At 72.1% G+C, this 19,535-nt stretch carries 16 protein-coding genes and 1 tRNA gene; 5 read left to right on the top strand and 12 right to left on the bottom strand.

The genetic code is table 11. The features are described from left to right. Positions 1 to 44 precede the first annotated feature (44 nt). Both ACFMQL_RS06390 and ACFMQL_RS06385 read left to right on the top strand, forming a co-directional pair. Positions 45 to 692 (top strand): hemolysin III family protein, encoded by a 648-nt coding sequence (locus tag ACFMQL_RS06390; RefSeq protein ID WP_364058477.1) that lies wholly within the window; start codon positions 45 to 47, stop codon positions 690 to 692. Between the two features lie 117 nt (positions 693 to 809). Next, positions 810 to 2,030 carry an NAD(P)/FAD-dependent oxidoreductase gene (locus ACFMQL_RS06385; protein ID WP_364058475.1) on the top strand — a complete coding sequence of 407 codons (1,221 nt, stop codon included), beginning with the start codon at positions 810 to 812 and terminating at the stop codon, positions 2,028 to 2,030. Between the two features lie 128 nt (positions 2,031 to 2,158). On the opposite strand, the gene lat is transcribed toward ACFMQL_RS06385, so the two are convergent. From lat to ACFMQL_RS06335, 10 genes are all read right to left on the bottom strand, one after another. After that, the gene (gene lat / locus ACFMQL_RS06380) at positions 2,159 to 3,427 is read right to left on the bottom strand and encodes an L-lysine 6-transaminase (protein ID WP_364058473.1); all 1,269 of its coding nucleotides are present in this window, start codon (positions 3,425 to 3,427) and stop codon (positions 2,159 to 2,161) included. A gap of 58 nt (positions 3,428 to 3,485) precedes the next feature. Beyond that, positions 3,486 to 4,028: an HdeD family acid-resistance protein gene (locus ACFMQL_RS06375; protein ID WP_364058470.1), complete on the bottom strand. Its 543-nt coding sequence runs from the start codon at positions 4,026 to 4,028 to the stop codon at positions 3,486 to 3,488. A gap of 558 nt (positions 4,029 to 4,586) precedes the next feature. Further along, positions 4,587 to 4,781 (bottom strand): LuxR C-terminal-related transcriptional regulator, encoded by a 195-nt coding sequence (locus ACFMQL_RS06370; RefSeq protein ID WP_378784907.1) that lies wholly within the window; start codon positions 4,779 to 4,781, stop codon positions 4,587 to 4,589. 335 nt (positions 4,782 to 5,116) lie between these two features. Further along, a tRNA-His gene (locus tag ACFMQL_RS06365) sits at positions 5,117 to 5,192 on the bottom strand. Positions 5,193 to 5,260: 68 nt separating this feature from the next. Beyond that, positions 5,261 to 5,854 (bottom strand): oligoribonuclease, encoded by a 594-nt coding sequence (orn, locus tag ACFMQL_RS06360; protein WP_364058467.1) that lies wholly within the window; start codon positions 5,852 to 5,854, stop codon positions 5,261 to 5,263. A gap of 69 nt (positions 5,855 to 5,923) precedes the next feature. Then, positions 5,924 to 7,018, bottom strand: a complete 1,095-nt coding sequence (locus tag ACFMQL_RS06355) for a DUF2510 domain-containing protein (protein WP_378784905.1) — start codon at positions 7,016 to 7,018, stop codon at positions 5,924 to 5,926. Positions 7,019 to 7,037: 19 nt separating this feature from the next. After that, positions 7,038 to 8,534, bottom strand: coding sequence for a hypothetical protein (locus tag ACFMQL_RS06350; protein ID WP_378784904.1), 1,497 nt, complete (start codon positions 8,532 to 8,534; stop codon positions 7,038 to 7,040). Positions 8,535 to 8,644: 110 nt separating this feature from the next. Further along, positions 8,645 to 10,294 carry a protein kinase gene (locus ACFMQL_RS06345; protein WP_378784902.1) on the bottom strand — a complete coding sequence of 550 codons (1,650 nt, stop codon included), beginning with the start codon at positions 10,292 to 10,294 and terminating at the stop codon, positions 8,645 to 8,647. A 196-nt stretch (positions 10,295 to 10,490) separates the two neighbouring features. Beyond that, positions 10,491 to 13,067, bottom strand: coding sequence for a protein kinase (locus tag ACFMQL_RS06340; protein WP_378784901.1), 2,577 nt, complete (start codon positions 13,065 to 13,067; stop codon positions 10,491 to 10,493). Between the two features lie 86 nt (positions 13,068 to 13,153). Beyond that, positions 13,154 to 13,792 carry a pyridoxamine 5'-phosphate oxidase family protein gene (locus ACFMQL_RS06335; protein ID WP_364058452.1) on the bottom strand — a complete coding sequence of 213 codons (639 nt, stop codon included), beginning with the start codon at positions 13,790 to 13,792 and terminating at the stop codon, positions 13,154 to 13,156. Positions 13,793 to 13,863: 71 nt separating this feature from the next. Between ACFMQL_RS06335 and ACFMQL_RS06330 the strand changes: the two genes are divergently transcribed. Further along, positions 13,864 to 15,261 carry a PLP-dependent aminotransferase family protein gene (locus tag ACFMQL_RS06330; RefSeq protein WP_378784900.1) on the top strand — a complete coding sequence of 466 codons (1,398 nt, stop codon included), beginning with the start codon at positions 13,864 to 13,866 and terminating at the stop codon, positions 15,259 to 15,261. Between the two features lie 65 nt (positions 15,262 to 15,326). Here the strand turns inward: ACFMQL_RS06330 and ACFMQL_RS06325 are convergent, their stop codons facing one another. Then, positions 15,327 to 16,451, bottom strand: coding sequence for a DegT/DnrJ/EryC1/StrS family aminotransferase (locus ACFMQL_RS06325; RefSeq protein ID WP_378784899.1), 1,125 nt, complete (start codon positions 16,449 to 16,451; stop codon positions 15,327 to 15,329). Further along, positions 16,448 to 17,389, bottom strand: a complete 942-nt coding sequence (locus ACFMQL_RS06320; protein ID WP_364058443.1) for a GNAT family N-acetyltransferase — start codon at positions 17,387 to 17,389, stop codon at positions 16,448 to 16,450. Before ACFMQL_RS06320 ends, ACFMQL_RS06325 begins: the two co-directional genes overlap by 4 nt. Positions 17,390 to 17,687: 298 nt before the next feature. On the opposite strand from ACFMQL_RS06320, the gene ACFMQL_RS06315 reads away from it, so the two are divergent. Both ACFMQL_RS06315 and ACFMQL_RS06310 read left to right on the top strand, forming a co-directional pair. Beyond that, positions 17,688 to 18,725 carry a phosphotransferase family protein gene (locus ACFMQL_RS06315; RefSeq protein ID WP_364058440.1) on the top strand — a complete coding sequence of 346 codons (1,038 nt, stop codon included), beginning with the start codon at positions 17,688 to 17,690 and terminating at the stop codon, positions 18,723 to 18,725. Positions 18,726 to 18,752: 27 nt separating this feature from the next. Beyond that, complete coding sequence (locus ACFMQL_RS06310; RefSeq protein WP_364058437.1) at positions 18,753 to 19,505, top strand: SDR family oxidoreductase; 753 nt, start codon at positions 18,753 to 18,755, stop codon at positions 19,503 to 19,505. Positions 19,506 to 19,535 lie beyond the last annotated feature (30 nt).

Below are 19,535 nucleotides of genomic sequence, written 5' to 3'. Positions count from 1 at the left end.
TTCGGGGATGTTTCTGACCAGTAACCTACGCTACCGTAGGTTTCATGACGACCATCACCGCCAAGCCCAGGCTGCGAGGCTGGTTGCACACCGGAGCGCTGCCCGTGACGCTGGTCGCCGGGTTCGTGCTCGTGGCGCTCGGCCCGACACTCCAGGCCAGGCTGGCCTCCGCCATCTACGCGATCACCTCGGCGTTGCTGTTCGGCATCTCCGCCACCTACCACCGCGGCACGCTCGGCCCCCGCCTGGCCGAGTTCCTGCGCCGCGTGGACCACGCGAACATCTACCTGATCATCGCCGGTACCTACACCCCGTTCGCGCTGCTCGCACTCGAAGGCACGCCCCAGGTGGCCGTGCTGTCGGTGATCTGGGGCGGCGCGCTGGCCGGCGTGCTGTTCCGGATCCTGTGGATGAACGCGCCCCGCTGGCTCTACACGCTCCTCTACCTGGCGCTCGGCTGGACGGCCGTGTTCGTCATGCCCCAGCTTCTCGACGGCGCGGGCGTGGCCGCCGTCGTGCTGGTCGCCATCGGCGGCGTCTTCTACTCCGCCGGCGCCATCGTGTACGGCCTGCGCCGCCCCGACCCCTCGCCCCGCTGGTTCGGCTTCCACGAGGTCTTCCACGCGTTCACGATCGCGGCGTACCTCGTGCAGTACATCGCGGTGTCGATCGTGGTCTACTCGCACGCCTAGCCTTCCGGTTTCCCCGCCCTGATCTGTGCTTTGTCCGTCCTGCCGCGTTCGCGCGGTTTAAGAGAAGCTGGCGCGCCCATAGGCATCCATGACACTTCTCAGGGGGAAGGACCTGTCATGGGCAAGAGAGCACGGGTCGTCGTCGTGGGCGCGGGCTTCGCCGGGCTGGCCGCGACACGCGAGCTGGCCAAGAGCGGCGCGCTGGTGACGCTCGTCGACCGCAACCCGTACGCGACCTTCCAGCCGCTGCTCTACCAGGTGGCCACCGCCGGGATGAGCACGTCGGATGTGTCCTACCCGACCCGCACGTACGCCGCCCGCTGGCCGAACGTGCGGGCCAGGCGCGCCTCGCTCAGCAAGATCCTGGCCGACGAGCGGCGGGTCGAGTTCGAGGACGGCACCTCGCTCGACTACGACTTCCTGGTGCTGGCCACCGGCGTGACCACCAACTGGCTCGGCGTGCCCGGCGCCAAGGAGAACGCGCTGCCGATCTACTCGCTCGGCGACGCGGCCGTGCTGCGCCGCAGGCTCCAGCACCAGCTTGAGGACACCGCCACGGGCCGCCGCGAGAGCATGCACGTCGTGGTGGTGGGCGCGGGCGCGACCGGCGTCGAGATGGCCGGCACGCTCGCCGAGCTGCGCCGCCACACGATCCCGCTGACCCATCCCGAGGTGCGGGCCGACCAGACCAGCGTGACGCTGGTCGAGCGGTTCGAGTACGTGCTCGCGCCGTACAAGCCGCGCCTGCGCGACGCGGCGGCCGAGGCGCTGCGCAGGCGCGGCGTGCGTCTGCGGCTCGGTGCCACCGTGGCCTCCGTCGAGCCCGACGCGGTGGTGCTGGCCGACGGCACCCGCCTGCCCAGCGACGTCACCGTCTGGGCGCTCGGCGTCACCGCGCCGCCCGAGGTCGGCTCGTGGGGGCTGCCGCAGGGCAAGGGCGGGCGGGTCACGCTCACCGAGGCGCTCAACCTGCCCGACCACCCGGAGATCTTCGTGGCCGGCGACCTGGCCGCGCCGCCCGACGCGCTTCCCCAGCTCGCCCAGCCCGCCATTCAGATGGGCAAGCACGTCGGCAAGCAGATCGCGGCGGCCTGGCGGGGACGGCCCCTGCGGCCGTTCTCCTACCGCGACCCGGGCATCATGGCGACCGTCGGCAAGGCGGAGGCCGTGCTCCAGCTCACCAACGGGTTCACCATGCGCGGCCTGCCCGCCTGGCTGGTGTGGATCTTCGTGCACGTGGCGTACCTGCTGGGCGACCGCAACCGCGCCGCCGTGCTGCTCAACTTCTTCTGGCGGTACGCCGGGCCGCACCGCAGCAGGGCCAGCGTCACCCAATAGCACCAGCGTCACCCAATAGCAGCGGCCTCCGCTCGCGCTCGGGAGACGCGCGTGGAGGCCGCTCGCAGGACCTGTGGGCCCTTGGGTGCCGCTAGAGGAGTGACGAGGGCACAGGGTGTGAAGAGGGCTTACAGGGCCTCGGAGAGCGCGGCGAGACCGAAGTCCACATCGGACTCGGGGATGTTGAGCGCCGGACGCAGGCGTACGGACCTGGGCCCGCACGGCAGCACCAGCACGCCGTGCTCCTCCCTGAGCCGCGTCACCAGATCGTCGCGGGCCGCCGCGTCGGGCAGGTCGAAGGCGAGCATGAGACCGCGGCCCCGGACGTTCGAGACGGTCTCAGGGTGCTCGGCCTCCAGCTTCGTGAGGCGTTCGAGGATGGTGGCGCCCAAAGTCCCGGCGCGCTCGATCAGGTTGTCCCGCTCGATGATCTCCAGCAGGCCGCGGCTGCGCACCATGTCCACGAGCCCGCCGCCCCAGGTGGAGTTGATGCGGCCGCTCACCTGGAACACGTTGTCGGGCACCTCGTCCACCCTGCGGCCCGCCATGATGCCGCCGACCTGCACCTTCTTGGCGAAGGCCACGATGTCGGGCTCAAGGCCGAGCTGCTGGTAGGCCCACGGCGTACCGGTGGTGCCGCCGCCGGTCTGCACCTCGTCCAGGATGAACAGCGCGTCGTACTGGTGGCACAGGTCCTGCATCGCGCGCAGGAACTCCGGCCGCATGTGGTTGTCTCCGCCTTCGCCCTGAATGGGCTCGGCTATGAAACACGCGATGTCGTGGGGGTGGCGCTCGAACGCCTCCCGCGCCTGCGCCAGCGCCCGCTCCTCGGCGGCCTCGACGTCGCCGAAGTGGATGGCGGGCACGTCGATGCGCGGCCAGTCGAACGTGGGGAAGCGGTCGGTCTTGCCGGGCTCGGTGTTGGTCAGGCTCAGCGTGTAGCCGCTGCGGCCGTGGAACGCCTTGGTCAGGTGCATGACCTTGGTGCCGAGGTCGCGAGAGCGCCCTGCGGCCTCGTTGCGGCGGCTCTTCCAGTCGAAGGCCGTCTTGAGCGCGTTCTCCACGGCGAGTGCGCCGCCCTCGACGAAGAACAGGTGCGGCAGCGCGGGGTCGCCCAGCACGCGGGTGAAGGTGTCGACGAAGTCGGCCAGGTGCTCGGTGTAGATGTCGGGGTTCGCCGGCTTGTTCCGCGCGACCTGGCCGAGGAGCTGCGCGAAGTCGGGGTCGAACGGGGGGTTCACGCCCAGCGGGGCCGAGGCGAAGAACGTGTAGAAGTCCAGATATCGGCGTCCGTCGCGGGCGTCTACCAGCCAGGAACCGCGGCTGAGCTCCAGGTCGAGCACGAGACGGTAGCCGTCGACGAGCAGGTGGCGGGCAAGGCGGGTGTGTACGTCCATGGCGCCTCCACAGCGGGTCTGACATTCCTCTTGAGGAACGCCGCTACGTAAACAAAATTTACGGCACTCGGGCGCCAGAAGTGAAGTTCTTCACGCGGAATGAGAGGGCGATCATGGCGATGCCGTACAGGATGGCGAAGGCGCCGATCAGCCACGCCAGGCTCAGCAGACCCGGACCCGGGCGGGCGAGCAGCAGCACGCCGAAGATCACGGACAGGGCGCCGCCGATGATGAGCAGCCACTCGTTGTCGATCTGCTTGCGCAGGTGGATGCCGGCCACGATCTCGGAGATGCCGGACACGATCGCCCAGACGCCGATGATGAGCAGCAGGGCGAGCGAGGTGATGCCGGGCCAGACCAGCGCGATGATGCCCGCCAGGATGCTGAGGATCCCGGAGATGATCAGCCACGCCCGTGACTGCGCGCCGTGGCGGAACCCGGCGAACAGCTCGGAGATGCCGCCGACGAGGGCGTACGCGCCGAAGAAGATGACCAGGACGAGCAGCGTGAGGCCGGGCCAGGCGAGCGCCAGGATGCCGAACACGACGGCCGCGAGCCCCCGCACCAGAATCAGCCACCACGACCGCGCGATATCCACCATGCTGGTCTGCTATCCGCCATACGCCCGCAAACAGACCAGTGACCGGTCAAAACTCACTGACCCACCCAGTTCGCCCGCCGAGGGCGCCTTTCCCCGCACGCGCGGCCGTGCGCCCGTCCTCCTTCTGCGGCCCCCGATGAGCGCCCGGCGGGAGGCGCGGCACGCGGCTCGCCCCGTTCCGGCAGGGGACGGCGCGTGTCCCGGCGCCTCTGGCCGCAGGTGACCCACGCCCCGCTGCGGGAGGGGCGCGCCGCACCTGAGCGGGCGCCTGGTCGCTCACCCCGGAAACGGACGGGCGCGCCTGTGCGTTCGCCACTCCGCAAGCAGAGAGGCGCGTGTGCGCTCACCCTGGCCGGGGCGAGGTGCGTGCGCCCCTCCCACAGCGGGGCGTGGTCGTCTGTTTCGGGGCGTAGAGGGCACGGGCCGGTTCCGGGCGGTCGCATCCCGCCTGTCCCTGCTTCAGGGCGTGCGGGAGCGGCCGCCCTGGGTTCCGGGCGCGACCCCTTGGAGTCGCGCCCGCCTGCCCGGGGCAGGGCGGGGGAGGGGTGAGGTCCGGCGTTACTTCTTGCGGGACAGCCACAACCCGATGGCCGACACCCTTGAGTCGACGCCGAGTTTGGCGTAGATGCGGTTGACGTGGTTCTTGACCGTTTTCTCGCTGAGGAACAGCCTCTGGGCGATCTCCCCGTTGGACTGCCCCGTCGCGATCAGGTCCATGACCTCGGCCTCGCGTTTGCTCAGGGACGTGAACACGCTTTCAAACGCTGCGTCGTCGACTCTCATCCGGCCTCCGAGGGCGCGCGCGGACGGTAGATCGCCGATAACCCCCGTGCTCACGGCGTTGGCAGTAGACAGCGAGCATAACCCGCATTGTCACGATTTGGGGGTGTTGCCGGAAAAATTGGCCGGGCTCTTCACGTCCTGGCGCGAAGCGGCGAAGGTGAGACGCGGATCACAGCGACCGAACCGCCGGATGCGGACCTCATCGAGGGGCCGGGGAAGCCGGAAGCCTGGAAAAGAAGAAGGGCGAGGCCCGTACGCGAACCCGAGGCGCTGCCTCAGGCCGCGTGGCCGGAACCTCGCCCGCCTGGGGTGAGTGAAGGGACTTGAACCCTCGACATCCAGGACCACAACCTGGCGCTCTGCCAACTGAGCTACACCCACCACGGCCGCTCCCGGTGAAGCGGCACAGGAAAAGTGTAGCGGTGTTCGGGAGTCTTTACGCCACTCCTTTAGCCCGTGACACGCTCGGCGAGTGCTCTGGCGGTCGCCGAGTCGGGTCCCGGCTGGCCGACGAACACCGCCGCGCGGTAGTAGCGCAGCTCCCTGATGCTCTCCGTGATGTCCGCCAGAGCACGGTGTCCGCCCTGCTTTTCGGGCGCGGCGAAGTAGACCCGGGGGTACCACCGGCGCACCAGTTCCTTGATGGAGGAGACGTCCACCATCCGGTAGTGCAAATACGCATCGACCCCGGGCATGTCGCGGGCGATGAACGTACGGTCGGTGCCGATCGAGTTGCCGCACAGCGGAGCCTTCTTCGGCTCGGGCACGTGGCGGCGGATGTAGTCGAGCACCAGCGACTCCGCCTCGGACAACGTCACGCCGCCCGCCAGCTCGGGCAGCAGGCCCGAGGCCGTGTGCATCTCGCGTACGACGTCCGACATCTGCTCCAGTGACTCCGGCGGCGGCTTGATGACCACGTCGACGCCCTCGTCCAGTTGGTTCAGCTCGCTGTCGGTGATGACGCACGCCACCTCGACGAGCGCGTCGCGGCTCAGGTCGAGCCCGGTCATCTCGCAGTCGATCCAGACCAGCAAGTCACTCATTCGTTCTCCTCGCCCAGCGGCTCGGAGCAATCCGCCCGCTTGTTACAAGCACCAGCCTAGTGCCACCGGTCATGCGGGCCTGAGCGAGTCGAGAACCTCGTCGACCACGTCGGTGCCGAGATTGTCGGGGACGGAGACGTAGATGAGGGCCGGGCTCTGGCCCGTACCCCGGTCCATCAGCACGATCGCGCCGTTCTCCTTCTTCCACTTGTAGCCGTTGTCCTCGGCGACCTTCGTGAAGTCGAGCTGGAACTTCAGCACCCACGCCTGCTTGTCGCCGATCTTCATGGCCTTGTCGGAGACGACCTTGCTCTCGTGGGCGGGCGAGTAGTACTGGGTCGTGAAGTGGACGAAGACGGCCTTGGCGGTGTCGCTCATGCCGGAGACGCCGCTGTAGGGGTAGAGCTGGTTGAGCACGCCCGTGTAGACGTTGCCCACCCAGTCGGACCCGCCCTGGTAGTTCTCCTGTGAGGTCTTCTGTACCGCCGCGGAGAACTGCTGCTCCGTCGGGTTGCCGCTGTTGACGTGGTTCCACTGCGGCACCGTCCAGCCGTCGGGCACCTCGAACGAGACGCCGGCGCGCGCGTCGATGATGCGCCCGTCGGACGGCTGCGGGAACTCGGCCTGCCCTGGCGGCTCCTGCGTGGGCGGTTCCTGGGTCGGAGGCTCCTCGGTCGGCCGCGAGTCGGTCGTCGGCCTCGGTGTCGGCGCGGCGGTCTGTGTGGAGGGGTCGCGGTTGATGAGGAAGACGGCGGCGACCACGATCAGCGCGAGCACCACCACGGCGGCGAGCCCGCCGAAGATCCACGGCATCGGATTGCGCTGCTTGGGCGGCGGCCCGTAGCCGGGGCCCGGCAGCGGCGCGCCGCCCCACGGCGCGGTGCCCGGCGGCTGCTGCTGCCCCGGCGCGCCGTAGGCGGACTGCCCGTACGTGGGCTGGCCGAACCGCATCGTCGGATTGGCCGGCGTCACCGCCCACCCGGGGCCGGTCTGGGACTGTCCCTGCGTCGGAGGCTGCGCGGGCGACTGGGGGCCGGAGGGCTGCTGGGCCGGACCGGGCTCGTGGGCGTGCGTGGCGTCCGTCCATTGGGTGCCGTCCCACCAGCGAAGCTGCGGCTCTCCGTAGGGGTCCGGGTACCAGCCCGCGGGGGTCTGCGTGGTCATGGTCGTCAGATTAGTGAGATCAGCACTTGTACGTGAAGCTGGCCTTGTCGCTGCGAACCGGGCCGGGGCTGAGGATGCGCAGCGTGGCCGTGGCCTTGACGTTGCTCTTACCCTGCAGCGTCCACCGCAGCGGCAGCTCGTACGAGGTCCTGTCCGACTCGGTGCGCAGCGTGCCCGTGACGACCTCTTCGTCCAGGTTCTTGAGCCACTCGTACGTGATCTCGCCCGGCGCCCCGTTGGTGACGACCGTGCCCGTGATGAGCACGGAGCTGTCGCAGCCCTGCGTCTTCTTCGGCGCCGTCACGTCCACGGACGTGACGGCCAGGTCGGGTACGTTGCCCAGCCGGAGCCAGGCCAGCACCGCCCCCGACATGATGATCGCGAAGACCGCGCCGGCCGCCATCGTGCGCCACCGCCTGGCCCGCGCGGCCCGCCCCCGGCGCTGGGTGCGCACGGTGGACGCCTCGTCGCGGCCCGACCGCCAGATGCGCTCCACCGGCGTCTCAGGCCGCTGCGCCCGCGTGCCCACACCAGAGCCCGCACCGGAACCCGCGCCAGAGCCCGCAGCGGAACCCGTACCGGAGGCCAGGCCGGAACCCATACCGGGACCGGCGCCGGCACCGGCAGCCACAGCCTGGCCGCCGCTCCCCGGAGCCTGCGCGGCCCCGATCCCGGGGCCGAAGTGGACGGGCGGCTGCGGAGACCGTCCCGGCACGTGCAGCAGCGTGACGATGTCGCCCTCGTCACGAGGCGCCGGTACGGGCGCGCCCGCCTGCGGCGACGCCTGCGCGAACGCCGACCGCCCGCGCGCCGCCCGCGCCAGCCCGTCCCTGCTGATCCGCCCGCCGGGCAGCGTGCGCCGCTCGTTGACCAGCAGGTCCCTGGCGGGTCCGATGCCCAGTGTGGTCGCGGTGGCAGCGGCCCGTTCGAACAGCTCGGCAGGTCCCGGCGCGCCGGGACCGAGGGAGGCCGCGAGTCCGCGGGCGAGCGACGCCCACCCGGCCGCGTCCCGCTCGGGCGGGGAGATCCGGGCGCGGATCGCGTCGGACAGCCCGCGCTCCGACAACAGCGACACGCCCTCGGCGGTGATCACCACCGTGCCGGGGTGCACGGAGCCGTGCGTGACCCCGGCCGCGTGCAGCGCCTGCAGTGTCTGCGCGGTCTCGATCAGCAGGGACGCGGCCCCGTTCGGGTCGATGGGCCCGGCGGCGAGCAGGTCGGCCAGCGTGGGGCTGACCGCCTGCGCGGTGAGCAGCCACACCTGTTCGCCCGCGGCCACCACGTCGGCCACGGGGATGAGCCCGTTCACCCCGGCCATCACGAGCCGCTGGTCGGTCATGACGGCCTGCACCACGCGGTCGCGCACCCCGGGCAGGCCGATGATCTTCGGGTCGAACAGCAGCGCCCCCGCCCTGCGGCCGTCGGGTGAGATGGCGTCGATCCAGTTGCCGAGCTCGGTCACCCACGTGTGCTCGGTGAATCGGAACCCGGCGATACCGTTCCCAGGGTTGTTCATCGCCGTTCGTGCCCCCCGGTGCCGTTCCACGCATCCGTCCCGCCCTGCGGCCCTTCACCGCAAGTGTGACGGTTGACGCGCGCGCCGTCACGGGGGAAGCCCGATCTGCGTCAGCGCGGGGTGCCGCTCCTGGCCGGCGTCTCGGCGGGAGGCGGCGATTCAGGGGACGTCCCGCCGGTTGGCGGCGATTCGGGGGATGTCCCGCCGGTCGGCGGCGACTCGGGAGACGTCCCGCCGGTCGGCGTCGGCCGCTCGGTGGGCGGGTCAGGCTCGCGCGGCGGGGTGAACGTCGGCGCGGGCTGGGTCGGCCGCGTGGGCGTCGGGTCGGGCTTGTCGGCCCTGGGCGGGTCGACGTCGCCGGTGATCTCCGGATCCGGCTCCTCGTCCTGCGTGCGGGTCGCGGTGGGGCTGTGGACCGGCGTCCTGGTCCTGATCGGCCGCCGCTGCCGCGTCCTTGTCGGGGTCGCCGTCGGCGTCCTGGCCGGCCGTACGGTGGGCCGCACCGGCCGCCTCGTCACCGCCGGGGTGGGCGTCGGCGTCGGCGTCTCCGAGACCGTGGGGGACTCCTCCTCGACCGGCTCGTCCGTCTCCTCCGGCAGGTCCGTCTCCTCCGGTACGGACTCCACCGGGTCGGGCGTGCCGGGCTCCGCCGAGGTCGGCGTGACCTCGGTGGTCTGGGCCTGGAGCACGGCCTCGGGCTGGCTGCTGATCATGAACACCACGGCGCTCACCAGCACGGCCACCAGCGCGGCACCCGCGATCGCGAACTTGACGGGCAGCTTGCCGAGCAGGCGCTTCTGCGGCTTCTGCTGCTGGGGCCGCTGCTCGGGGTAGTGCGTCTGCGCGAACGAGACGGTCGACTCGACGTCCGGATCCTCCTGGGGCGCGGCGGCGTAGACCGGCGCATGGGCGTCGGCCAGCGCGGCCAGGCGGTGCCGCCCGCGCTCCTCCCAGTCGGGCCCGTACGAGACCGCCGCGATCTCCTCCAGCGCCGCGAGGTACGCCTGCGCCGACGGCGGCCGGTCGGCCGCGTGCTTGGCCAGGCCGCGCTCGACGAGGCCGCGCAGCGGCTGGGGCACCTGCTCGAGCGGCGGTGCAGTGCTCTGGTGCTGGCGGACCAGGGGGGCGATGTCCTGGGCCATGAAGGGCCGGTGCCCGGTCAGGCACTCGTAGAAGGCGACGGTCGCGGCGTACATGTCGGTCGCGGGCCCGGCCGGCGCGCCCGACCACAGCTCGGGCGCCATGTACGGCGGTGTCCCCGCGGCGTTCGCCTCCTCGCCGACCCTGACCGCGATGCCGAAGTCGACGAGCTTGCTGGTGCCGTCGCGCAGCACCATGACGTTCTCGGGCTTGAAGTCGCGGTGCACGACGCCGATCGAGTGCGCCGCCGCCAGGCCGCGCAGCGAGCTCTTGAGCACGGCCAGCGCCGCCTCGGGCCCGGTCGGGCCCTCGGCCCTGATCAGCTCGCGCAGCGAGACGCCGTCGATCAGCTCCATGACGATCGCCGCGCCCTGGCCGGTCTCGACGTAGTCGTACAGCCTGGCGTGGTACGCGCTCTGCACCGTCGCGAGCAGCCGCGCCTCATGCCGGAACCTGGCGACGAACGAGACATCCGACCTCAGCTCGTCGCTGAGGTACTTGATCGCCACGTCGACGCCGTCGTAATCGCGCCTGGCGAGGACCACCCGGCCGCCGGCGCCCGAGCCGAGCTCGCGCACCTCGGTGTATCCAGGGACCCCCCAAGGCCCATCGCCGTACATTCGCGGTCTCCTCTGGAGTCTCTGGGCCCCCACCTGCATCAACAGGTCCGTAGCTTAACCAGATGCGAGCACTGTTCCGCTACCGAAATCACGACATGTGACGAAAATTCATAGGGATTGTGCTGCGGTTATCGCCGTGCGTGCCGTCGCGCACGCAGCGGGCGACGGCGCCGCGCGCCGCCGCCCATAGGCCCGTTCACCTGGGACGAGGCGCCTCGGAAGCGGTCTGCTCCGCGGGGGTCTTCGCCACCGGAGGCGGCTCCTCGGACGGGGTCTTCACGATCGGAGGATTTTTCGCCGGCGTGCCGGGGGAGGGGGAGCCCTGAGGATCGGGCTCGTCGTCCCGCGGGCAGGCCGGGGTGGTGCCCGTACGGGTGTCGGCGCCGCCCGCCGCGGCCGGGTCGGTGAGAGCGGTGATCGACCACCTGGTGCCGCAGGGCATCCTGGCCGGGAAGCGGAAGGCCCGGCTGTAGGAGGTGCCGCCCGATAGGGTGACCGTCCGCGAGTCGCGGCTTGCCCCGGCGGCGAACCTGACCGTCAGCCGCACCGGCTGCGTGCTCGCCGTGGTCACGCGGACCTGCGCCTGCACGCCGCCGTACACGCCCGCCTCCACGATGGCGACCCGCCGCACCTGCGCGGGGCAGGGCACCGAGGCGCGTGCGGTGGCCGTCCTGCCGCCCGCGGTCACCTGCACCGACAGCGTGGAGCCGCACGGGCGCGAGCGCAGCGCGAGGGTGAAGGCCCGGCTGTAGGAGGTACGCCCGGACAACTGGGCGGTACGCGTGCCGGCCGGCTCGCCGTCCACCGCGAACCCGGCCCGCACCGGGATCGCCCCCCTGCCGCTCGCCGTGACCTTGATCCGGGCCGTGGCGGTGCGGGCGGGCGCGGCGGGCAGGCCGAGCGAGACGTTCAGCGCGGTCACCCGGGCCGGGCAGGGCGGCACGGAAACCCTGGCCGTCCTCGGGCCGCCGAAGGCGGCGGGCGAGGTGGTGACGGCCAGCGAGACGGTCGTGCCGCACGGCTGCTCGCCCATCCGCCAGGCCAGCGTGCGGGCGTAGAACCTGGCGCCGCTGAGGCGCACGCGCTCGGTCCGGCCGTCCGCGCCCGAGGCCGACCAGACGGCGGTGGCGGTGACGGGGCCCGTGCCGCTCGTCCGGAGGGTGAGCGTGCTGCGGGCCACCCCGTCGGAGCCCACCGTGATGCGGCCGAGCGTCAGGCCGAGCACGGAGGTGGCGGGCGGCGCGGGATCACCGGTGGCCGTGGGCCGGTCGGTGGGAGCGTCCGGTGTCCTGTCGCCGCCGGGTGCCGGGGTGGTGGTGCGCGGCTCGGCGGGGCGCAAGGTGGCCGGGCCTGGGCCGGTGGCGCTCTCCTCGGGGCGCGGCCGCTGCGACGGGCGCGTGCCCGGCGGGGTCTGCGGCTCGGCCTGCGGCGTGCCCTCCGGCTCCCCGCCGGACGGCTCGGGGCGTGCGGGCTCCGGCACGGCGGATACGGTGGCGGACTCGGGCACGGTGGATGGGGTGCCGGACTCGGGCACGGTGGATGGGGTGCCGGACTCGGGCACGGTGGATGGGGTGCCGGACTCGGGCTCGGGCGCGGTGGAGCGCGTGCCGGGCTCGGGCACGGTGATGTCGGAGCCGGACGGCTCGGGCTCGTCGGGCTCGGGGCTCGACGCGGCCTCAGGCGTCTCCCCGGCCCCGGAGGGTACGGCGGGCGGCGCCGCGATCTCGCTCGGCGGTGCGGCCACCGCCGCCGCCTCCTCGACCGGCGTCGGCCGGTTGATCAGCACGACCACCGCCACGGCCGCCGCGGCGGCGACCGCCCCGCCCATCGCCAGCTTGCGCGCGTTCGCCCGCATGCCGCGGAAGACGGTCCTGGCCAGCGACGTGGTCACCTCGGCGCCGGGCGTCTGCGGCTTGGGCAGCAGCAGCGCGAGCAGGGCGACGAGCGCGGCCAGCCGCCGCCTGCCGCGTTCCTCCCAGTCCTCCCCGTACGCCGCCCGCGCCGTGGCCTCGAGCTCGGCCACGAACTCCAGCGCGCTCGCCGGCCGCAGCGCCGGGTCCTTGGCCAGGCCGGCTCTGATCAGCCCGCGCACCGGCTCGGGGGCGTCCTGGACCGGCACGGGGGCGTGGAGGTGCTGGTAGCCCAGGACGACCGGCTCGGTCGAGCGGTAGGGCCGGTGCCCGGTCAGGCATTCGAAGAAGACGGCGGTGGCGGCGTACACGTCGGTGGCGGGCGAGGAGGGCCGCCCCTCCCACAGCTCCGGCGCCATGTACGGCGGCGTCCCCTCAGGACGGGAGGCGCTGCCCTGCCGGACCGCGATGCCGAAGTCGACGAGCTTGCTGAGCCCGTCGTCGCGGACGATCACGTTCTCCGGCTTGTAGTCGCGGTGCACGAGCCCCATCGCGTGCGCCCTGGCCAGCCCGAGCAGCGAGCCCTTCAGCACGACGAGCGCGGCCTCAGGCCCGGTGGTGCCGTTCTCGCGCAGCAGGGCGCGCAGGGAGACGCCGTTGACCAGCTCCATCACGATGGCGGCGCCGCGGGCGTCCTGGATGTACTCCAGCATCGTGGCGATGTGCGGGTCGCGCAGCGTGGTGAGCAGCCGCGCCTCCGACTGGAACCTGGCCAGCGCGGCCGGTTCGCGCAGCAGCTTGCCGGACAGGTATTTGATCGCGACCTCGACCCCGGTGGCGTCGTGCACCGCCAGCGCGACGCGCCCGCTCGCACCCGCCCCGAGCTGCCTGATCTCCGTGTAACCCGGAGCGCTCCACTCCATATGCCTCTCCCATCAGGAGCCGGCCCACCTGATGAGACGCGTGATCAAGGAGTCGGGTTTTCCAGGTGGTTCCGGAATTTATGGAACTACTCCCGGTGGAGGATGTGAACAGGCGTGGCGATACCTTCTGGGAGCAGCGGATCCGGCTCGGGCTCGCCCCACGACGTGACCAGCGGCAGCACCCCGGCCCAGACCGGCAGCTCGTAGTCCTCCTCCTCGTCCTTCGGCCCGCCGCTGCGCATCTTCACCGACGCCTCCTCCAGCGACAGCGCCAGCACGGCCGTGGCGGCCAGCTCCTTGCGCGAGGGGCGGCGGGCGTAGTCCCACTGGCCGGGGGCCAGCCGCTCCGACAGCACGCGCAGGCCCTCCATGCGCTCGTCGTGATCCGCCACCAGCCGCGCCCGCCCGTAGATGATCGCCGAGCGGTAGTTGACGGAGTGGTTGAAGATCGAGCGCGCCAGCACGATGCCGTCGAGGTGGGTGACGGTGACGCACACCTCGTTGCCGTCGGCCGCGCGCAGCGAGGTCGCCCCGGTGGAGCCGTGCAGGTAGAGGGTCTCACCGGCGCGCCCGTAGCCGGTGGGGATCACCATCGGATGTCCGTTCACGATCACGCCGAGATGGCAGATCATGCCGGTGTCGAGTACCTCGTACAGGTCGTTCCTGTCGGTGCTGCCGCGCTCCTTCGAGCGTCCGAGCGTGGTACGCGCTGTGGTGGAGAGCATGATTCGACCGTAACGACGAAGTGGACCTACGCTGTAGGGCCACTATCGACCCCTTCGCAGAGACCACTTTCATGCGCACGCCCGTTGACCTGCCACTCTCCCTCTCCCGCGAGTCGGCCGAGCCGCTCACCGCCCAGCTCGCCGGGCGGCTGCGCCGCGCCATGCTCGACGGCGCGCTGGCCCCGGGGGAGCGGCTGCCGTCCACCCGGGCGCTGGCCGCGCAGCTCGGGGTGAGCAGGACGGTGGTGACGGAGGCGTACCAGCAGCTCTACGCCGAAGGCTGGCTGGAGGGCAGGCACGGCTCCGGCACCTTCGTGGCCGACCTCACCCCCGGCGGCGCGAGCGCGCGGCAGGAACCGAAGCGGGAGCGCCCCCGCGCGCCCGCTCCGCCGCAGCCGCCACCCGGCGCGATCGACCTCAGGGCGGGCGAGCCCTGGGTGCGCGACTACGACCACGCGGCATGGAAGCGCGCCTGGCGCAGGGCCGCCGACCTGCCGCCCGGCGCGTCGCCGGACCCGTACGGCCTGCCGCGCCTGCGCGAGCTGCTCGCCGAGCACCTCAGGCGGGCCAGGGGCGTGGTCGCCGGTCCGGAGAACGTCCTGGTCACCAGGGGCACCGGCAACGGGCTCGACCTGGTCGCCCGCGCCCTGCTCGGCCCCGGCACGAAGGCGGGAGTCGAGGACCCCGGCTACCCGACCGCGCGGACGATCTTCGCCTCCCGGGGCGCGGCGGTGGTCCCGTGCCGGGTGGACGAGGACGGCGTGATCGTCGACGGCCTGCCCGGCGACCTGCGCCTGCTCTACACCACACCGGCGCACCAGTACCCGCTCGGCGGCCGGCTGCCGATCCCGCGCAGGGAACGGCTGCTCGCCTGGGCACGGAGCACGGGCGCGACGATCGTGGAGGACGACTACGACGCCGAGTTCCGCTACGACGTGGCCCCGCTGCCCGCGCTCTACGGCCTCGACCCGGCCCGCGTGGTGCTGCTCGGCACGCTGTCGAAGACGCTCGCGCCCGACGTCGGCGTCGGCTGGCTGGTCGGCACGCCGGAGCTGCTCGCCGAGGTCGCCGCACTGCGCGAGGCGGTGGCCGACCGCACCAGCGGCCCCGTGCAGCAGGCCGTGGCGACCCTGATCGAGCGCGGTGACCTCGACCGCCACCTGCGCAGGATGCGCCTGGAGTACGCGCGCCGCCGCGCCGCCGTGGTCGAGCTGCTCGGCCCGGTCAGCCGCCTGCGCGGCGACACGGCCGGCCTGCACGTGGTCGCCGAGCTGCCGTCCGGCCTGGTGCCCGAGGTGATCGAGCGGGCGGCGCGGCGCGGGGTGCTGCTCGACTCCACCGCCCGGCACCACCACGGCGAGCCGCGCGTGCACGGCCTGGTCATCGGGTACGGCTCGGCGTCGCTGTCCGACGTGCGGCGCGGCTGCCGCATCCTGGCCGGCCTGATCCGCGAGGGTCTCGGCGGCTGAGCGGGTCAGTCGTACGGGCCGCGCGCGGCCGGCCTGATCTGCCAGCGTCCGGGTGGCTGAGCGGGTCAGTCGTGCGGGCCGCGCGCGGGCGGCCGCAACCGGCGCAGGACGGGCAGGGAGCGGTGCGCGTACAGCGGGTCCACGGGCAGTACGTGGCGGGCCCACCAGCGCGCCGGGCCCGGGTCGGGCGAGGGATCGACGAAGCCGGGGGCGTAGTCGTCGTACGGCGGGTCGTACAGGTAGCCGGTCGGCACGCCGTGCCGCTCCAGCTCGGCGATCGCCGCGTCACGATCCTCCACCAGCAGCGGCACCCGGAACAGCGGCCTGGACAGGTCGTCGAGCACGGCGGGCGCGACCGTGGGCAGCTCGGCCAGGCGTGCGACGCCCGCCACCCGGCGCGCACGCTCACGGCGTACCTTCTCCAGCCGCCTGGCCTGGTACCAGCGCACCACGGGGCCGCGGCGCATCCGGTAGGCGTGCTGGTCGGCGCGGACCCACGGGTCGAAGGGCGGCAGCAGCGGCACCTGCTCGAGCGCCTGTTTCAGCTCGGCGGCGGCCAGCGGGATGCGGTATCCCTCGCGTGGCTCCTCCATGCCGAGGCGGCGGGCGAGCATGAGCGCGGGGCGTACGAGATCGAGCCTGAGCGCCGCCTGGCGGGCCATGGAGGTGGCCACGCTCATCAGGTCGGCGCGCAGGGAGCCGCGGGTGAGCAGCGCGTCGCGGGCGTGGGTGAGCGCCTTGAGATCGGACTCGTGCTCGACGGCCAGCACGCCGCCCGAGCCCGCGCCCGGGTGCTTCGACAGGCTGAAGACCGCGGCCTGCCCGAACGTGCCGACCGGGCGGCCCCCGACGTCGGTCTCCATGGCGTGGGCGACGTCCTCGATGAGGATCTTCCCGGCGAGGGCGGGCGCGTCGTCGGGCAGGCCGTACAGGTTGGTCGTCAGTACGGCGTCCACCGAGGCGAGGTCGGCCCGCGAGGCGTCGATGTTGCCGTCACGGGGCGACAGCGGCGCGATCACCGGGCGCAGGCCGGCCGCGAGCACGAGGAACAGGATCTCGTCCGCCGAGATGGGTGACATCAGCAGCCGCTGGCCGGGCGCGCACCAATGGCGGAGTGCGAGATAAAGCCCCAGCCGGTTGGACGGAAGCGACAGACAGTAACGGTCTGTACGCTCTGCGATGCGTTTCACCCTTGTAGGACAGTACGCAGTCTCCCGTACGTTTTCAACGCTTTGTCGGCGGTTTTGAGCAGTATCGGGTTGGCCAGCACGGTCGCCCGGGTCTTGCGCACCGGCACCCGCATCAGCCAGTGGACGCCCGCCGCCACACCGGCCTTGGCCACCCGGCCCTCGGCGACCTCCAGCTCGCCGTTCTTGAGCTTGTCCTTGTACTCCTTCTGGCCCCTGCCCATGTCGATGATCTGGATGCCGTCGGCGGCGGCCCGCTCGGCCATCGCCAGGTGGTGGATGAGGCCGGGCGAGAACTTCGCGAACGCCGGGTCGTAGGCGGGGAACCAGCCGGCCAGCGTCGTACGCGTGCGCACCCCGAAATGCCCGGCCATCGGCCGGTCGTCGACGTAGACCATGTCGAGCACCCCGGCGAAGCTCTCGGTCTGCGTGGCCAGCAGCCGCTCGACCAGCTCCACGATCCACTTGTGCGCGAACCTGTCGGTGCGCCCGGTGCGGCGGTACTGGTCGGTCTTCCAGCCGAGCAGCGTGCGCAGCGGCGCCAGGTCGGTGGTGGCGTACTCATGGCGCAGCGGCCCCACCTCGCGCTGCAGCTTGCGCGACTTGGCCAAAGTCGACTTGTACGTCTTGCCGGAGTTCTTGCGCAGCGTCTCCGTGTACGGCTCCCAGCCGTCGCGCAGATCGATGATCGGCGAGGGATGCCGCTCGGCCCGCGCGTTGACCAGCGGCTGGCTGGAGACCAGGTGGTCGAACTCGTAGACGGAAAGGCCGCACTCCCTGATCAGGCGCAGCGGGTCGATCTCGACGTCCTTGGCGTACACGAGGCCCTGGGCGTCGGTCAGGCCCGCCGCCACCGGTTTGCCGATGCCGAGCGGATGTCGTTCGAACGGGAAGAACCCCACGATCTCCTGGCCGTCGTAGATGACGGCGACACGGACCACATCCCGAAGCTCACCCACAGTGAGCGTGAATTCGGGGGAGAGGAACGGGTTGTCGAAGGCGGCGTCCGCTTCCTGCAGAGCACGCCATCGGCTCACTTCCGGCTGACCCAGTTCACGAGGCAGAGCAAGGGTGACGCGCATGGGCTCCTACTGTCGGACATGCACTCGCTATCCAGCTTGTGGCCAGGGGTGTATACCCAGAGTAAAGGATCTCGCCACCCCGACATCGCCGCAGGTCCGGAACGTTACAAGATTCCCAGCTAGCGCTCAGGACCGAATGACGTTCTAATGTGGGGTCATGACCGAATCTGGGAGCGTGCCCGGCATCGACCACCCCCGTCTGGTCGCCTGGATGGGCCGACACGTGCCCGACGCCGGTGAGCCCGGCGCCGTCTCGCTGATCTCGGGTGGGAAGTCCAACCTCACCTACCTGGTCGAGGCCGAGGGCCGCCGGCTGGTGCTGCGCAGGCCACCGCTCGGTCACGTGCTTCCGACCGCTCACGACATGCGCCGCGAGTGGCGGGTCATCTCGGCGCTCGCGCCGACGCCCGTCCCGGTGCCGGAGCCGGTCGCGTTCTGCGCCGACGAGGACGTCATCGGCGCGCCGTTCTACCTCATGGGGTACGTCGAGGGCGCCGCCGTACGCACCCGCGAGGAGCTCGGCGACCCGTCGCCCGAGCGCGCGCGGCGCCTGTCGGAGCGGCTGGCCGAGGTGCTCGCCGCCATCCACGCCGTGGACTACCGCGAGGTGGGGCTCGGCGACTTCGGCCGGCCGGAGGGCTACCTCGCCAGGCAGCTCGACCGCTGGTGCCAGCAGTGGGAGCGCTCGAAGACCGCCGACCTGCCCGACTACTACCGCCTGGTCGAGCGGCTGCGCGAACGGCTGCCCGCCGAGGCGCCCGGCACGCTCGTGCACGGCGACTACCGGCTGGACAACACCCTGCTGCGGCTCGACGACCTGCGGATCGCGGCGGTGGTCGACTGGGAGATGTCCACGCTCGGCGACCCGCTGGCCGACCTGGGGCTCACGCTGACGTACTGGTACGACAGGGACGACGAGGAGCGGGCGCGCATCCCGGTGGCCGGAGACGTGACGGCCGCGCCGGGTTTCCTGAGCGCGGCCGAGTTCGCCGCGCACTACGCCAAGGTGTCCGGACGCGAGATCTCCGACCTCGGCTTCTACGTGGCGTTCGGCAACTTCAAGCTCGCCGTGATCGTGGAGGGTATCCACGCCCGCTTCCGCCAGGGTAAGACCGTGGGTGAGGGATTCGACCGCATCGGTGCGGCCGTGCCCACGCTGATCGCCCGCGCGCACCGCATGCTCGACCAGCACTGACCGCCTCGAAGTCCGGCAAGGAGCGTCATGAGCACTGTTGCACTGATCACCGGAGCGGCGAGCGGCATCGGAGCCGCGGTCGCGCGGCGCCTGGCGTCGGGCGGCGTCCGATGCGTCCTCGTCGACGTCGACGCCCAGGGCGTGGAGCGCGTGGCCAAGGAGGTGGACGGCGCCTGGCTGGCCGCCGACGTCAGCCGGGAGGAGGCGTCGCGTGAGGCCGTCGCGCTGGCCGAGCGCCGCTTCGGCCGGCTCGACCTCGTGCACCTCAACGCCGGCATCACCGGCCGGGTGGACTTCGCGGACTTCGACGCCGCGCGCTACCGCAAGGTGGTCGGGGTCAACGTGGACGGCGTGGCGTTCGGCGTGGCGGCCAGCGTGCCGCTGCTGCGCCGCTCCGGCGGCGGCGCCATCGTGGCCACCGCGTCGCTCGCCGGGCTCGTCGGCTACTCCGCCGACCCCGTCTACACGATGACCAAGCACGCCGTGGTGGGCCTGGTGCGGGCGCTGGCCGAGCCGCTCGCGGCACAGAACATCCGCATCGCCGCCGTCTGCCCCGGCTTCACCGACACGCCGCTCGTGGCCGAGGCGCGCAAGGTGTTCGCCGACGCCGGCTTCCCGCTGCTCACCGCCGACGACGTGGCCGCCGCCGTCGAGAGCGCCTTCTACACCGACACCCCGGGCACGCTCCTCGTCGTGCAGCCGGGCCGGCAGCCCGTGCCGTACCGGTACGCGGGCGTGCCGGGCCCCGCGAGCGGCCAGCGGCCGCCGAATGTCGGGTGATGACCTGATCCGCACGGGTCGGCGCACTAC

The organism is Nonomuraea fastidiosa, assembly GCF_042751225.1.
GTDB lineage: Bacteria > Actinomycetota > Actinomycetes > Streptosporangiales > Streptosporangiaceae > Nonomuraea > Nonomuraea fastidiosa.
Note: the sequence above shows the minus strand (reverse complement) of the source record. Positions and strands in the feature narration are given on the sequence as shown.

Coding starts and splice junctions, on each gene's coding strand:
- ACFMQL_RS06345 (WP_378784902.1), bottom strand. CDS start 10,294: ATGTACGGCGATGGGCCTTGGGGGGTCCCTGGATACACCGAGGTGCGC.
- ACFMQL_RS06385 (WP_364058475.1), top strand. CDS start 810: ATGGGCAAGAGAGCACGGGTCGTCGTCGTGGGCGCGGGCTTCGCCGGG.
- ACFMQL_RS06340 (WP_378784901.1), bottom strand. CDS start 13,067: ATGGAGTGGAGCGCTCCGGGTTACACGGAGATCAGGCAGCTCGGGGCG.
- ACFMQL_RS06355 (WP_378784905.1), bottom strand. CDS start 7,018: ATGACCACGCAGACCCCCGCGGGCTGGTACCCGGACCCCTACGGAGAG.
- ACFMQL_RS06335 (WP_364058452.1), bottom strand. CDS start 13,792: ATGCTCTCCACCACAGCGCGTACCACGCTCGGACGCTCGAAGGAGCGC.
- orn (WP_364058467.1), bottom strand. CDS start 5,854: ATGAGTGACTTGCTGGTCTGGATCGACTGCGAGATGACCGGGCTCGAC.
- ACFMQL_RS06310 (WP_364058437.1), top strand. CDS start 18,753: ATGAGCACTGTTGCACTGATCACCGGAGCGGCGAGCGGCATCGGAGCC.
- ACFMQL_RS06390 (WP_364058477.1), top strand. CDS start 45: ATGACGACCATCACCGCCAAGCCCAGGCTGCGAGGCTGGTTGCACACC.
- ACFMQL_RS06350 (WP_378784904.1), bottom strand. CDS start 8,534: ATGAACAACCCTGGGAACGGTATCGCCGGGTTCCGATTCACCGAGCAC.
- ACFMQL_RS06315 (WP_364058440.1), top strand. CDS start 17,688: ATGACCGAATCTGGGAGCGTGCCCGGCATCGACCACCCCCGTCTGGTC.
- lat (WP_364058473.1), bottom strand. CDS start 3,427: ATGGACGTACACACCCGCCTTGCCCGCCACCTGCTCGTCGACGGCTAC.
- ACFMQL_RS06375 (WP_364058470.1), bottom strand. CDS start 4,028: ATGGTGGATATCGCGCGGTCGTGGTGGCTGATTCTGGTGCGGGGGCTC.
- ACFMQL_RS06330 (WP_378784900.1), top strand. CDS start 13,864: ATGCGCACGCCCGTTGACCTGCCACTCTCCCTCTCCCGCGAGTCGGCC.